This is a genomic window from Paenibacillus tyrphae (genome assembly GCF_027925525.1).
Taxonomy (GTDB): Bacteria; Bacillota; Bacilli; order Paenibacillales; family NBRC-103111; genus Paenibacillus_G; species Paenibacillus_G tyrfis_B.
The window spans coordinates 25,048-40,329 of record NZ_BSDJ01000043.1 but is presented as its reverse complement, the minus strand read 5'-3'; the positions used below and the strand labels follow the sequence as shown (position 1 = coordinate 40,329).

At 51.5% G+C, this 15,282-nt stretch carries 11 protein-coding genes and 1 other annotated feature; all 11 genes read left to right on the top strand.

Features of this window, described 5'->3' with window-relative positions; translation table 11 throughout:
- Window positions 1–28: 28 nt before the first annotated feature.
- Complete coding sequence (gene rplA, locus QMG93_RS32130) at window positions 29–721, top strand: 50S ribosomal protein L1 (RefSeq protein WP_010498897.1); 693 nt, start codon at window positions 29–31, stop codon at window positions 719–721.
- 54 nt (window positions 722–775) lie between these two features.
- Window positions 776–923 (top strand) — a sequence feature (ribosomal protein L10 leader region).
- A 150-nt stretch (window positions 924–1,073) separates the two neighbouring features.
- On the top strand, window positions 1,074–1,583 hold the full coding sequence (rplJ, locus tag QMG93_RS32125; protein ID WP_251605470.1) for a 50S ribosomal protein L10: 510 nt from the start codon (window positions 1,074–1,076) through the stop codon (window positions 1,581–1,583).
- 58 nt (window positions 1,584–1,641) lie between these two features.
- A complete protein-coding gene (rplL, locus tag QMG93_RS32120; RefSeq protein WP_063187728.1) occupies window positions 1,642–2,004 on the top strand; it encodes a 50S ribosomal protein L7/L12 in 363 nt (120 codons plus the stop codon).
- 81 nt (window positions 2,005–2,085) lie between these two features.
- A complete protein-coding gene (locus tag QMG93_RS32115; RefSeq protein WP_281943830.1) occupies window positions 2,086–2,682 on the top strand; it encodes a class I SAM-dependent methyltransferase in 597 nt (198 codons plus the stop codon).
- Between the two features lie 499 nt (window positions 2,683–3,181).
- Window positions 3,182–6,736: a DNA-directed RNA polymerase subunit beta gene (gene rpoB / locus QMG93_RS32110; protein WP_281943828.1), complete on the top strand. Its 3,555-nt coding sequence runs from the start codon at window positions 3,182–3,184 to the stop codon at window positions 6,734–6,736.
- Window positions 6,737–6,825: 89 nt separating this feature from the next.
- Window positions 6,826–10,446, top strand: coding sequence for a DNA-directed RNA polymerase subunit beta' (gene rpoC / locus QMG93_RS32105; protein WP_281943827.1), 3,621 nt, complete (start codon window positions 6,826–6,828; stop codon window positions 10,444–10,446).
- Window positions 10,447–10,595: 149 nt separating this feature from the next.
- Window positions 10,596–10,847 carry a ribosomal L7Ae/L30e/S12e/Gadd45 family protein gene (locus QMG93_RS32100; RefSeq protein ID WP_281943826.1) on the top strand — a complete coding sequence of 84 codons (252 nt, stop codon included), beginning with the start codon at window positions 10,596–10,598 and terminating at the stop codon, window positions 10,845–10,847.
- A gap of 124 nt (window positions 10,848–10,971) precedes the next feature.
- Window positions 10,972–11,391, top strand: a complete 420-nt coding sequence (gene rpsL / locus QMG93_RS32095) for a 30S ribosomal protein S12 (RefSeq protein WP_010498884.1) — start codon at window positions 10,972–10,974, stop codon at window positions 11,389–11,391.
- Between the two features lie 42 nt (window positions 11,392–11,433).
- Window positions 11,434–11,904, top strand: coding sequence for a 30S ribosomal protein S7 (gene rpsG, locus QMG93_RS32090; protein WP_010498883.1), 471 nt, complete (start codon window positions 11,434–11,436; stop codon window positions 11,902–11,904).
- 35 nt (window positions 11,905–11,939) lie between these two features.
- On the top strand, window positions 11,940–14,015 hold the full coding sequence (gene fusA, locus QMG93_RS32085) for an elongation factor G (RefSeq protein ID WP_281943825.1): 2,076 nt from the start codon (window positions 11,940–11,942) through the stop codon (window positions 14,013–14,015).
- A gap of 33 nt (window positions 14,016–14,048) precedes the next feature.
- The gene (tuf, locus tag QMG93_RS32080) at window positions 14,049–15,239 is read left to right on the top strand and encodes an elongation factor Tu (protein WP_054975995.1); all 1,191 of its coding nucleotides are present in this window, start codon (window positions 14,049–14,051) and stop codon (window positions 15,237–15,239) included.
- Window positions 15,240–15,282: the final 43 nt, after the last annotated feature.

Genomic DNA, 15,282 nt, shown 5'->3' with positions numbered 1-15,282 from the left:
CGCTAATACCACATAGGAGGACATAAAAGTGGCTAAACACGGTAAGAAATACCTTGAAGTTGCTAAGCAAATCGATGCTGAGACGTTCTACGAACCGCTCGAAGCCATCGAACTCGTTAAGAAAACGGCACGCGCCAAATTCGACGAAACCGTTGAAGTGGCTGTGCGTCTGGGCGTAGACCCTAGAAAACAAGACCAAGCCGTTCGCGGTGTGGTTGTACTGCCTCACGGCACAGGTAAAACGAAACGCGTTCTTGTATTTGCCAAAGGCGACAAAGCCAAAGAAGCGGAAGCGGCAGGAGCCGATTTCGTAGGCGATCAAGACATGATCAACAAAATTCAGCAAGGCTGGTTCGACTTCGATGTCTGCGTAGCTACGCCGGACATGATGAGCGAAGTGGGTAAACTCGGTCGTATCTTGGGTGGTAAAGGTTTGATGCCGAACCCGAAAGCGGGCACTGTTACGTTCGACGTAGCAAAAGCCGTTCAGGAGATTAAGGCAGGTAAAATCGAATACCGTCTGGACAAAGCCGGACAAATCCATGCGCCGATCGGTAAAGTATCCTTCGACGCCGAGAAGCTTGCTGAGAACTTCAAAGCTTTGATCGATGCGCTCAACAGAGCAAAACCGGCTGCAGCCAAAGGGGTATACCTGAAAAACATCGCGGTATCCTCGACGATGGGGCCAAGCGCTCGCGTCAATGCAACAGCCCTGAGATAAGGTAAAGCTTGGTAGTTGACTTTTGAAGTCATCCATGCTAACCTGTTTTAGGTTGACAAACGAATATGCTTACCGTAGACAGCAGGTGCTCGTACGAGCTTAATTTCCTGCCGAGGTGTTGTGATATAAATTCGATATTCTGTATGGAATATATGAATCGTCATGCCTTCGCCGTGTCTGCGAAGGCATTTTCGCTTTTAGCGGGAATGCCGGCGGAGAGTGGCGGCGAAGAAAGGGAACGACCTCGAGAAGTGTTTACGAAGTAAGGTTTCGGACGCTTAAGAAGCAGTTTTCTCACGAGAGCTGATGCTTACGAAATAGTTTTCTTACGAAAACTTGTAGGAGGTGCAAAATGGCAAACGTAAAAATTATCGAGCAAAAAGCTCAGCAAGTTACGGTAGTATCTGAAAAGCTGAAAGAGAACTCTTGCTCCATCGTAGCTGACTACCGCGGTTTGAACGTGAAGCAAGTAACCGAGCTTCGCAAACAACTGCGTGAAGCGGGCGTAGAATTCCAAGTGTTGAAAAACACGCTGATTCGTCGCGCGACAGCTACTGCGGAATTGTCTGATCTGGATGAGTACTTGACCGGTCCTACCGCGATTGCATTCAGCAAAGACGACATTATAACTCCGGCCAAAATCTTGACCGAGTTCGCCAAGAAAAACGACCAGCTCAGCGTAAAAGCGGGTGTCGTTGAAGGTAAAGTAGTTGATTTCAACCAAATCAAAGCGCTGGCGGAACTGCCTTCCAGAGAAGGTCTTCTGTCCATGTTGCTCAGCGTGCTTCAAGCTCCGGTTCGCAACTTCGCCCTTGCGGTTAAAGCTGTGTCCGAGAAGCAAGAAGGCGGCGCACAAGCGTAATTGTGCTGCTTGAAATGATTAAAAAACATTCTTAATTGAAGATAATGGAGGTTTAACCATGAGCAAAGAGCAAATCTTGGAAGCCATTAAAGGCATGACTGTTTTGGAACTGAACGATCTGGTTAAAGCAATCGAAGAAGAGTTCGGCGTAACGGCAGCAGCTCCGGTAGCTGTTGTAGCAGGCGGCGCTGCGGCAGAAGCTGCAGAGCAAACAGAATTCGACGTAATTCTGACCAACGCTGGCGCGTCCAAAATCAACGTAATCAAAGTTGTTCGCGAAATCACGGGTCTCGGCCTGAAAGAAGCAAAAGATCTCGTAGACAACGCACCGAAGCCGCTTAAAGAGAAAGTATCCAAAGAAGATGCTGAATCCGTTAAAGCAAAATTGGAAGAAGCAGGCGCTTCCGTAGAAGTGAAGTAATTCGAGCTACAGCACCCCTTGCAGAGGCGATCCTCTTCAAGGGGTTTTCCTTTTTAATTCGAACCGGGAGGCGGTGGATACGTGTCCGAGCATTACTATACCCCGAGACCCAGCGTAGAGCACGACTTGCATACGATCGAGGAGACGCTGCGCGGCCGCAGCTTTGTTTTTTGGACGGATGCCGGGGTCTTCTCCAAAAAGGGGGTCGATTACGGATCGAAGCTGCTTGTGCAGACAATGGAATTGGCGAAGCAAGCCAGAGTGCTGGATGTGGGCTGCGGGTACGGCCCGATTGGATTGACGGCCGCGGTGGTAGCGGAGCAGGGAACTGTTACTATGGTGGATATCAACGAGCGTGCCATTGAACTCGCGAAACGAAACGCCGAACGCAACCGGATCGCAAATGTCCGGATCCTGCAAAGCGATTTGCTGGCAGAGGTGATGGACCAGACTTTTGATGTGGTGCTGACCAATCCGCCCATTCGCGCCGGCAAAGAAACGGTACACCGCGTGTTTGAGCAGGCTCACCATGTATTGGTTCCCGGCGGGGCGCTTTGGGTAGTCATCCAGAAAAAGCAGGGGGCTCCTTCCGCTTACGCCAAGCTTGAGTCCCTTTACTCCCAAGTGGAAGAAGTCGAGCGCGACAAGGGCTATTGGATTATCAAGGCCGTGAAGTGATATTCCTGCGTTAGGCGAAGGAATATATCGGTTGGCGGCGAGGTTGAGCCAGTAGCACGGAGGAGTATGACCATTTACCGCGAGTTTTTTTGCAAGCTTCCAGACCTATTGGTGTAATTAAAAGGAAGCTTGCAAAACGTGTTTGAGGTTAGGTAAATGGTTATACTCTGGAGTTGGAAATATGTTGACTTGACTTTCGCTTTGTGATATTATTATAAAATGTCAGCATTAAGATAGGGTGAAATCTCTTTAGTCGACTAAAATGTCAAGATTTTTTTATACAGGTATGAATAAAATTTTTCCATTTGACGTATAATGTTAAAATTTTAGGTAAACCATACAAGGTATAAGGAAATTTGTGGAAAGCTGAAGGGGTAGGCACACATATTACTATTTGTATTTAGTCATTTAGAAGCTTCCTGAAGAAGTGACACTTCGCGCAGTTATTTACTCGAGAAGGCTTCCCAAAGAGGCTTTTATTTTGTTCTATTGAGTAGACATGAGGGGTGAATCTAAGTTGGCGGGACATCTTGTTCAATTAGGTAGACGTAAACGCAGGTCATACGCTCGGATTCATGAGGTTTTGGAGGTTCCGAACCTGATTGAAATCCAACAAAAATCATATCAATGGTTTTTGGATGAGGGATTGCGTGAAATGTTTCAAGATATTTCCCCGATCCAAGACTTTACGGGGAATTTGGTGTTGGAATTTATCGACTACAGCTTGGGAGAGCCTAAGTATTCGGTCGACGAATCCAAGGAACGCGACGTCACCTTTGCTGCACCGCTTCGTGTGAAAGTACGCTTGATCAATAAAGAAACCGGCGAGGTTAAAGAGCAGGAAGTGTTTATGGGCGACTTCCCTTTGATGACCGAAACGGGTACCTTTATTATCAACGGCGCTGAACGGGTTATCGTCAGCCAGCTGGTTCGTTCCCCTAGCGTTTATTTTAGCACGAAAGTCGATAAGAACGGAAAGAAAACATATACCGCAACCGTGATTCCGAACCGCGGAGCTTGGCTGGAGCTGGAGACCGACGCGAAGGACATTATCTACGTGCGGATCGACCGTACGCGGAAAATTCCGGTTACGGTGCTGCTTCGCGCCCTCGGTTTCGGTACCGATGCGGAAATCATAGACTTGCTCGGCGACAACGAGTATATCCGCAACACGCTGGACAAGGATAATACCGATTCGACGGACAAGGCCTTGATCGAAATCTACGAGCGTCTGCGTCCGGGCGAGCCGCCTACGTTGGATAACGCGAGAAGCTTGCTTGTTGCGCGCTTTTTCGATCCGAAGCGGTACGATCTGGCTAACGTCGGCCGGTACAAAATCAACAAGAAGCTGCACATCAAAAACCGTCTGTTCAATCAGCGGCTGGCAGAGACGCTTGTTGATACGAATACCGGAGAAATCGTTGCCGAGGCCGGCCAGTTGCTCGACCGCCGTCTGCTCGACACGATCATTCCTTATCTGGAAGAAAGCGTCGGCTTTACGGAATACAGCGTAATCAACGGTGTGACCGAGTCGGATAAAATTCCGCTGCAGTGCGTCAGCGTATATTCTCCGCTTGAGGATGGGAAGGTCGTTAAGGTTATTGCCAACGGCAAGATCGATAAAACGGTCAAAAACATTACCCCGGCCGATATTATCTCATCCATTAACTATTTCATTAACCTGCTGCACGGTATTGGCAGCACGGACGACATCGACCACTTGGGGAACCGTCGTCTGCGCTCCGTCGGCGAGCTTCTGCAGAACCAGTTCCGGATCGGTTTGTCCCGTATGGAGCGCGTTGTGCGCGAGCGGATGTCGATTCAAGACGTGAACACCATCACTCCGCAGCAGCTGATCAACATTCGTCCGGTCATTGCGTCCATCAAAGAGTTTTTCGGAAGCTCCCAGCTTTCGCAGTTCATGGACCAAACGAACCCGCTTGCCGAGCTTACGCACAAACGTCGTTTGTCCGCATTAGGACCCGGCGGTTTGACGCGGGAGCGCGCAGGTTTTGAAGTCCGGGACGTTCACCACTCTCACTATGGCCGGATGTGTCCGATCGAGACGCCTGAGGGACCGAACATCGGGTTGATCAACTCCTTGTCGACCTTTGCGCGTGTCAATGAGTTCGGCTTTATCGAAGCTCCGTATCGGCGCGTCGACCCGAATACGGGTATGGTGACGGATGAAATCGCCTATTTGACAGCCGATGAAGAGGACAACTATGTTGTCGCACAGGCGAACGCCGAACTGACCGAGGATGGCAAGTTTGCCAACGACTCCGTCATCGTGCGTTACAAAGACGATATTTTGACCTTGCCTAAAGACCGCGTCGATTACATGGACGTTTCTCCGAAACAGGTCGTGTCCGTGGCGACGGCATTGATTCCGTTCCTTGAAAATGACGACTCCAACCGCGCCCTGATGGGTTCGAACATGCAACGTCAGGCGGTACCGCTTCTTATTCCGAAGTCGCCGCTTGTCGGTACGGGGATGGAGCACAAATCGGCCAAAGATTCCGGCGTATGTATCGTTTCCAAAGTGAACGGCATCGTCGAACGAGTTTCGGCTAACGAGATCTGGGTACGTCGCCAAGAGATGGTGGATGGCCGCTTGGTCAACGGAGACATTATCAAGCATAAGCTGCACAAGTTTTTGCGTTCCAACCAAGGGACTTGCATCAACCAGCGTCCGATTTGCCATAAGGGCGAACAGGTTCGCGTCGGCGACATTTTGGCCGACGGTCCTTCGACCGAGCAGGGTGAGCTGGCGCTTGGCCGCAACGTCGTCGTTGCTTTCATGACTTGGGAAGGCTACAACTACGAGGATGCGATTCTGCTTAGCGAAAAATTAGTGAAGGAAGACGTCTATACTTCCATTCACATTGAAGAATACGAATCCGAAGCGCGTGACACCAAGCTCGGACCGGAAGAAATCACCCGCGATATTCCGAACGTGGGCGAAGACGCGCTGAAGAACTTGGACGAACGCGGCATTATCCGCGTCGGTGCGGAAATCGCCGCCGGCGACATTCTGGTCGGAAAAGTTACGCCTAAAGGGGTAACCGAGCTTACGGCCGAAGAGCGTCTTCTGCACGCGATCTTCGGGGAGAAAGCCCGCGAAGTCCGCGACACTTCGCTTCGCGTGCCTCACGGTACGGACGGAATCGTAGTCGACGTGAAGGTGTTCACTCGCGAGAATGGCGACGAGCTTCCTCCAGGCGTCAATCAATTGGTACGCGTCTATATTGCCCAAAAACGGAAAATTTCCGAAGGCGACAAAATGGCGGGACGTCACGGTAACAAAGGGGTTATCGCGCGCATTTTGCCGGAAGAGGACATGCCGTTCATGCCGGACGGGACGCCGGTTGAAGTCGTATTGAACCCGCTGGGGGTTCCTTCCCGGATGAACATCGGACAGGTGCTGGAAGTTCACTTGGGGATGGCTGCGAAATATCTCGGTATTCACACAGCTACGCCGGTATTCGACGGCGCCCGGGAATACGACGTTTTCGATACGATGGAAGAAGCCGGTATGCAGCGCAACGGTAAAACGATGCTGTATGACGGCCGGACGGGAGACCCGTTTGAACGTGAAGTTACCGTTGGCGTCATGTACATGATCAAGCTGGCGCACATGGTTGACGATAAAATCCATGCCCGTTCCACAGGACCATACTCACTCGTTACGCAGCAGCCGCTCGGTGGTAAAGCGCAGTTCGGCGGTCAGCGCTTCGGGGAGATGGAGGTTTGGGCGCTTGAGGCGTACGGCGCAGCTTATACGCTGCAGGAAATCTTGACGGTCAAGTCCGACGATGTCGTCGGCCGCGTGAAGACGTACGAATCGATCGTCAAGGGCGAGAACGTTCCGGAGCCAGGCGTTCCGGAATCCTTCAAAGTATTGATCAAAGAGCTTCAAAGCTTGGGTATGGATGTGAAAATCTTGTCTGAGAACGAAGAAGAGATCGAAATGAAGGAAATGGACGATGAGGATGAGGTGACCAGCGACAAGCTGAACCTGAATCTCGAAGGCGCGGAGCTAGGTGTAGAGTAAGGCTGTGATGGAATGCTTTACGGACGTAAGTCATGGGCATATGCCCGCACACAGATTTTGCTGCACAAAACATGGAGGAGGGTTGCTCCTTGATCGACGTCAATAATTTTGAGTACATGAAAATCGGATTGGCTTCCCCCGATAAGATACGTTCGTGGTCCAGAGGCGAAGTGAAGAAACCGGAAACGATCAACTATCGAACGTTGAAGCCGGAAAAGGAAGGCTTGTTCTGTGAGAAAATCTTCGGGCCGACCAAAGACTGGGAATGTCATTGCGGTAAATATAAACGCGTCCGTTACAAAGGCGTCGTCTGTGACCGATGCGGCGTAGAGGTTACTCGCCAAAAAGTGCGCCGCGAGCGTATGGGTCATATCGAACTGGCTGCGCCGGTTTCGCATATTTGGTATTTCAAAGGCATTCCGAGCCGCATGGGCCTTGCGCTTGACATGTCTCCCCGTTCGCTGGAGGAGATCATCTATTTCGCATCCTATGTCGTAACGGATCCGGGAGACACGCCGCTGGAGAAAAAACAGCTGCTGTCGGAGAAGGAATACCGCAGCTATCGCGAAAAGTACGGCTATGCGTTCCAAGCCGGCATGGGTGCCGAAGCGGTGAAGAAGCTTCTGCAGGACATCGACATCGAGAAAGAAGTCGATATGCTGAAGGAAGAGCTGAAAACCGCACAGGGCCAACGCCGCAACCGCGCAATCAAGCGGTTGGAGGTCATGGAAGCTTTCCGTAACTCGAAAAATATGCCGGAGTGGATGGTGCTGGACGTACTGCCGGTCATTCCTCCGGAGCTCCGTCCGATGGTACAGTTGGACGGCGGACGTTTTGCGACCTCCGACTTGAACGACCTGTACCGCCGGGTAATTAACCGGAACAACCGTCTGAAAAGACTGCTCGACTTGGGCGCTCCCGACATTATCGTGCAGAACGAGAAACGGATGCTGCAGGAAGCCGTTGACGCCTTGATCGACAACGGTCGCCGTGGCCGTCCGGTAACGGGTCCGGGCAACAGGCCGCTCAAATCGCTCAGCCATATGCTGAAAGGGAAGCAAGGCCGTTTCCGTCAAAACCTGCTCGGTAAGCGGGTTGACTATTCCGGCCGTTCCGTTATCGTTGTAGGACCGAGCCTGAAGATGTACCAATGCGGGCTCCCGAAAGAAATGGCGCTTGAGCTGTTTAAGCCTTTCGTCATGAAGGAGCTTGTCAATAAAGGTCTTGCACACAACATCAAGAGCGCGAAGCGCAAAGTGGAACGCGTCAGCCCGGAAGTATGGGACGTGCTCGAAGAAGTGATCAAGGAGCATCCGGTCCTGCTTAACCGCGCCCCCACGCTTCACCGTCTCGGGATTCAGGCGTTCGAGCCGATCCTGGTCGAAGGGCGCGCGATCAAGCTGCATCCGCTCGTATGTACGGCTTATAACGCCGACTTCGACGGTGACCAGATGGCCGTTCACGTGCCGCTGTCCGCAGAAGCGCAAGCGGAAGCTCGCGTTTTGATGCTGGCTTCAGGGAACATCTTGAACCCGAAAGACGGCAAGCCTGTCGTTACGCCTTCGCAGGATATGGTTCTCGGCAGCTTCTACTTGACGACCGAGAATAAGCAAGCGAAAGGCTCGATGACGATTCTTCGTACCGTTGCCGAAGCCGTGTCCCTGTATCATCGCGGAGACGCTTCGCTTCATGCCCGTGTAGCCATTCCGACCAAAGCGCTTGGGAAAACGAGCTTTACGCCGGAGCAGCAAGAAGCCATGCTTATTACAACGATCGGAAAAATCATCTTTAATGAGATTTATCCCGTTGACTTCCCGTACATCAACGAAGCGACCAAAGCGAACTTGTTGAACGGTGCGTCAGATAACTATTTCGTATTCGAAAAAGGCGGAGACATCCGCAAAGCGATGGAAGAGCTGCCGGAGACGAAGGCCGTAGGTAAAGACTACCTGGGTACAATCATCGCCGAATGCTTCCGCCGGTACCATACGACGCAAACATCGATTACGCTAGATAACATTAAGCAGCTTGGCTTTACTTATTCCACGCGGGCAGGGATCACGATCGCGGTGGCAGACGTTACCGTTCCACAGGAGAAGGACGAGATTCTTCACGAGTCCGACGAAAAAGTTCGGGTCGTGACGAACCAATACCGCCGCGGCTTGATTACGGACGACGAGCGGTATGAACGCGTCATTGCGATCTGGAGTAAGGCGAAGGATGAAATTACCGACATTTTGATGAAGTCGCTTGATAAATACAACTCCATCAACATGATGGTCGAGTCCAAGGCGCGCGGTAACAAATCGCAGATCACCCAGCTTGGCGGGATGCGCGGTCTGATGGCGACGCCGACAGGCCGGATCTACGAATTGCCGATCAAATCGAACTTCCGCGAAGGCCTGACGGTCTTGGAGTACTTTATCTCCACGCACGGTGCGCGGAAAGGTTTGGCCGATACGGCGCTTCGTACCGCCGACTCCGGTTACTTGACCCGTCGTCTTGTCGACGTGGCGCAGGACGTCATCGTACGCGATGAGGATTGCGGTACGGACAAAGGCTTCTTGGTCAGCCGCATTCAAGACGGTAAAGAGGTTATCGAAGATCTGTACGATCGGATCGAAGGCCGTTATTCCTTTGAAACGATCCGCGATCCGCAGACCGGTGAAGTTATTGTTTCCCGTAACGATCTCATTGAAGCTGGGAAAGCCGACCGGATTATTGAAGCCGGCATTGAAAAGGTACAGATTCGTTCCGTACTCAGCTGCCGCTCCAGACACGGCGTATGTAAAAAATGTTACGGACGTAACTTGGCTACAGGCCAACATGTTGAGATCGGTGAAGCCGTAGGTATTATCGCGGCGCAATCCATCGGGGAACCGGGAACGCAGCTGACGATGCGTACGTTCCATACCGGGGGCGTTGCGGGCGACGATATTACCCAAGGTTTGCCGCGGATTCAGGAGCTTTTCGAAGCGCGGAATCCGAAAGGGCAAGCGACGATTTCCGAGATCGACGGCGTGGTAAAAGAAATTCGCGAAGCCAAAGACCGCCGGGAGATCGAGGTTCAAGGCGAAGCGGAATCCAAGGTGTACTCCATCTCTTACGGTTCCCGTATCCGGGTCTCCGTCAACCAGACCGTAGAGGCTGGCGACGAGCTGACCGAGGGTTCGATCGACCCGAAAGAAATGCTGCGCATCAAAGGGATCCGCGGCGTGCAGAACTATATTTTGCAAGAGGTTCAGCGCGTATACCGGAACCAAGGGGTAGAAATCAACGACAAGCACGTTGAGGTTATGATCCGCCAGATGCTGCGTAAAATCCGTATCGTCGATGCGGGTAATACGACGCTGCTTCCAGGCTCGTTCGTGGATATCCACGAATACGAGGAAGCGAACAAAGTGGCTCTCTTCGCGGGCGAAGAACCTGCGGTAGCGAAGCCGGTGCTCCTCGGGATCACCAAAGCGTCGCTGGAAACCGATTCGTTCCTGTCTGCGGCATCGTTCCAAGAAACCACCCGAGTTCTTACCGATGCGGCGATCAAAGGAAAAGTCGACCAATTGCTCGGCCTGAAAGAGAATGTCATCATCGGGAAGCTGATTCCGGCCGGTACGGGAATGTCGAGATACCGCAACATCCGTATCACCGACCCGAATGCCGTTCCGCTGGATGAAGAAATGACCGAGGCGGAAGCCGTAACGGTAGAATAGAGCATGTCATAGACTTGCCTTTAAAATTTGGATTGAAAAATCTTGTTTAAAGGCAAGTCTTTATTCTTGACAGGGTATAATTGAAGTGCTAATATATCAAAGTGTGCCATTTTAGAGGCTCGTCACCTGTCCCTTGGAGGGGTTGTCACATGTCTTATGATAGAGTGAAGCAGGCTGCGAAACTGACTATCGGCACGAAGCAAGCGATGAAGACGGTGGAGCAAAGCCAAGCCACGGAAGTGTTCATTGCGAAAGATGCAGATCCGCGAATTACGATAAAAATAGTTAACCTCTGCAAGAAATGCGGGGTTAAAGTGACATACGTGGACTCCATGAAAATGTTAGGTAAAGCGTGTGGAATCGATGTAGGCGCAGCTGTGGCTGCGGTGGTGAATGAATAGACGTTTTTGTCTGAGAAACAGCGATGGATCGAAGGCAAAAACTTTTCCTTTGTTCATTTACGACTCGCCTGGATCTGTGGGCTTGAAAATTGCAACATCAATTACGATGAAGGAGGTGGCCAATATGCCAACAATTAACCAGCTCGTTCGTAAAGGACGTCAAGCTAAAGTTGTAAAATCCAAATCCCCTGCTCTTCAAAGAGGCTTCAACGCTCTGAAAAGAGAAGCAACGGATCTGAGCTCCCCTCAAAAACGCGGTGTGTGTACTCGTGTAGGTACGATGACGCCGAAGAAACCGAACTCCGCACTTCGTAAATATGCGCGTGTTCGTTTGACCAACCGTGTCGAGGTTACAGCTTACATCCCGGGTATCGGACACAACCTGCAAGAGCACAGCGTGGTGCTGATCCGCGGAGGTCGGGTAAAAGACCTTCCGGGGGTACGTTACCATATCGTTCGCGGTGCGCTTGATACTGCAGGCGTGAACAACCGTAAACAAGCTCGTTCCAAGTACGGCGCGAAACGCCCGAAAGTGAAGAAATAATGAGTAGGAATCTAATGAACTTTTTGAGAAAGGGGGATAACTATGCCTCGTAAAGGTCCAGTTACTCGCAGAGACGTATTGCCAGATCCGGTGTATAACAGCAAGCTTGTTACCCGTTTGATCAACCGCATCATGATTGATGGTAAAAGAGGAGTAGCTCAACAGCTGCTTTACAATGCTTTCAATCTGATCCAAGAGCGTACAGGTAAAGAGCCGATGGAAGTTTTCGAACAAGCCATCAAAAACATTATGCCTGTTCTCGAAGTCAAAGCCCGCCGTGTGGGGGGAGCTAACTACCAAGTACCGATTGAAGTTAGACCTGAACGTCGCACGACGCTCGGACTTCGCTGGCTCGTCAACTACTCCCGCCTGCGCGGTGAGAAGACGATGGAAGAAAGATTGGCGCAAGAGATCATCGATGCAAGCAACAACACGGGCGCTTCTGTTAAAAAACGTGAAGATACGCACAAAATGGCTGAAGCCAACAGAGCATTCGCTCACTATCGTTGGTAAAATTTTATTCCTATCAATAGGAAGGAGACAACCTGATGGCAAGAGAGTTCTCCTTAAAAGATACGCGTAACATCGGGATCATGGCGCATATCGATGCCGGTAAGACGACCACGACCGAGCGTATTCTGTTCTACACAGGCCGCGTGCACAAAATCGGTGAAGTTCACGAAGGTGGCGCAACGATGGACTGGATGGAGCAGGAACAGGAGCGCGGAATCACGATCACGTCCGCCGCTACGACCGCTCAATGGAAAGGTCACCGCATCAATATTATCGACACCCCGGGTCACGTTGACTTCACCGTTGAAGTTGAACGTTCCCTGCGCGTATTGGACGGAGCAGTTGGCGTATTCAGTGCCAAGGAAGGCGTTGAGCCTCAGTCCGAAACCGTTTGGCGTCAAGCGGACCGTTACGGCGTTCCTCGGATTGCTTACGTTAACAAGATGGATATCATTGGTGCAGATTTCCTGGGTGCCGTACAGCAAATGCGCGACAAATTGGGCGCAAATGCCGTTGCCATTCAACTGCCGATCGGTGCTGAAAGTGATTTCAGAGGCATTATCGATCTGGTTGAACAAGTCGCCTATATCTATAAAGACGACCTTGGCAAAGACGTTGAGCAAAGCGAAATCCCGGAAGAATACAAGGGAAGAGTCGAGGAGCTCCGTACAGAGCTTATCGAGAAAGTTGCCGAGCTGGACGAAGAGCTCACGATGAAATACCTCGAAGGCGAAGAGATTACCGTCGAGGAAATCAAAGCCGCACTCCGTAAAGGCGTGTGCGAAGTGAAAATCTTCCCGGTTATTTGCGGTTCTTCCTACAGAAACAAAGGTGTACAGCCTATGTTGGATGCCGTTGTTGCTTACCTTCCATCCCCGCTCGACGTACCGGATATTAAAGGTACGCTGGAAGACGGATCGGAAGTTGTACGCAAATCGTCTGACGACGAGCCGTTCGCGGCGCTTGCGTTCAAAATCATGACAGACCCGTTTGTCGGTAAGTTGACATTCTTCCGCGTATACTCCGGTATCCTGAACTCCGGTTCCTACGTGGTCAATGCAACGAAAGGCAAGCGTGAACGGATCGGCCGTATTCTTCAAATGCACGCGAACAGCCGTCAAGAAATCAGCATCGTATATGCTGGTGATATCGCTGCTGCCGTAGGCTTGAAAGATACAACGACCGGCGATACGCTTTGCGACGAGAAAAACCCGGTAATTCTGGAGTCGATGAACTTCCCTGAGCCGGTTATCGAACTCGCGGTTGAGCCGAAAACGAAAGCCGACCAAGACAAAATGGGTATCGCTTTGGCTAAATTGGCTGAAGAAGATCCTACGTTCCGCGCAAAAACGAACGAAGAAACAGGCCAAACGATCATCGCCGGTATGGGTGAGCTTCATCTGGAGATCCTCGTTGACCGTATGCTTCGCGAGTTCAAGGTAGAAACCAACGTGGGTAAACCGCAGGTTGCTTACCGCGAAACGTTCCGTCAAGCGGCTAAAGTCGAAGGTAAATTCGTTCGCCAATCCGGTGGCCGTGGTCAATACGGACACTGTTGGGTGGAGTTCGCACCGCTTGAGCCGGGAACAGGCTTCCAATTCGAAAGCAAGATCGTCGGCGGTGCGATTCCGAGAGAATACATTGCTCCGATCCAAGCTGGTATCGAAGAGTCGATGAAAAACGGCGTGTATGCAGGCTTCCCGCTTGTAGACATCAAAGCTACCGTAGTCGACGGATCTTACCATGATGTTGACTCCTCCGAGATGGCGTTTAAAATCGCAGGTTCCATGGCCCTCAAAGCCGCTGCGGAAAAATGCCGCCCGGTTCTGCTTGAGCCAATCATGAAAGTGGAAGTTACCGTACCGGAAGAGTACATGGGCGACGTTATGGGCGACCTGAACTCCCGCCGCGGACGGATCGAGGGTATGGATACTCGTCACGGAGCTCAAGTTATTCGTGCGAAAGTGCCTCTCTCCGAAATGTTCGGTTACTCCACGACACTGCGTTCCCGTACGCAAGGTCGCGGCGTATACTCGATGGAAATTTCCCATTATGAAGAAGTGCCTAAGTCCATTGCTGACGAAATCGTCGCAAAGAACAAAGGCGCCTAATATATTTAGATTATTTAAGGAGGCAATCTACTCATGGCAAAAGCGAAATTTGAGCGTAATAAACCGCACGTTAACATTGGTACCATCGGTCACGTTGACCATGGTAAAACAACTTTGACAGCGGCAATCACTACAGTATTGTCCAAAAAATACGGCGGTGCTGCTGTAGCATTCGACCAAATCGACAAAGCTCCGGAAGAGCGCGAGCGCGGTATCACGATCTCCACTGCGCACGTTGAATATGAAACTCCTAACCGTCACTACGCACACGTTGACTGCCCAGGCCACGCCGACTACGTTAAAAACATGATCACTGGCGCAGCTCAAATGGACGGCGCAATCCTGGTTGTATCCGCAGCTGACGGCCCAATGCCGCAAACTCGCGAGCACATCCTGTTGTCCCGTCAGGTAGGCGTACCTTACATCGTCGTATTCCTCAACAAATGCGACATGGTTGAAGACGAAGAGCTTCTTGAACTGGTTGAAATGGAAGTTCGCGACCTGCTCAACGAGTACGAGTTCCCGGGCGACGACACTCCGATCGTTCGCGGCGCAGCTCGTGAAGCACTGCAAAACCCAGACGGTCCTTGGGCTGACAAAATCGTTGAGCTGTTCGAGCACATCGATTCCTACATCCCGACGCCTGAGCGCGACACTGACAAGCCTTTCTTGATGCCGGTAGAGGACGTGTTCACGATCACTGGTCGTGGTACCGTTGCTACAGGTCGTGTAGAGCGCGGTGTAGTTAAAGTCGGCGACGAGATCGAAATCATCGGTCTGGTTGAAGAAACTCGCAAATCCGTTGTTACGGGCGTAGAAATGTTCCGTAAGCTTCTGGATTCCGCTCAAGCGGGCGACAACATCGGCGCACTGCTTCGCGGTGTAGACCGTAAAGACATCGAGCGTGGACAAGTTTTGGCTAAACCGGGTTCGGTTAAACCGCACACGAACTTCTCCGCTCAAATCTACGTTTTGACTAAAGAAGAGGGTGGACGTCATAAGCCGTTCTTCACTGGCTACCGTCCGCAATTCTACTTCCGTACAACGGATGTTACGGGTATCATCAACCTGCCGGAAGGCACAGAGATGGTTATGCCTGGCGACAACATCACGGTAACGGTTGAGCTGATCGCTCCGATCGCTATCGAAGAAGGTACTCGCTTCGCTATCCGCGAAGGCGGCCGTACCGTTGGTGCCGGTGCCGTTGCTTCCATCACGAAGTAATTTTAGTCTCCGGACTTTGCCCTTCATCTCTATGAGATGAAGG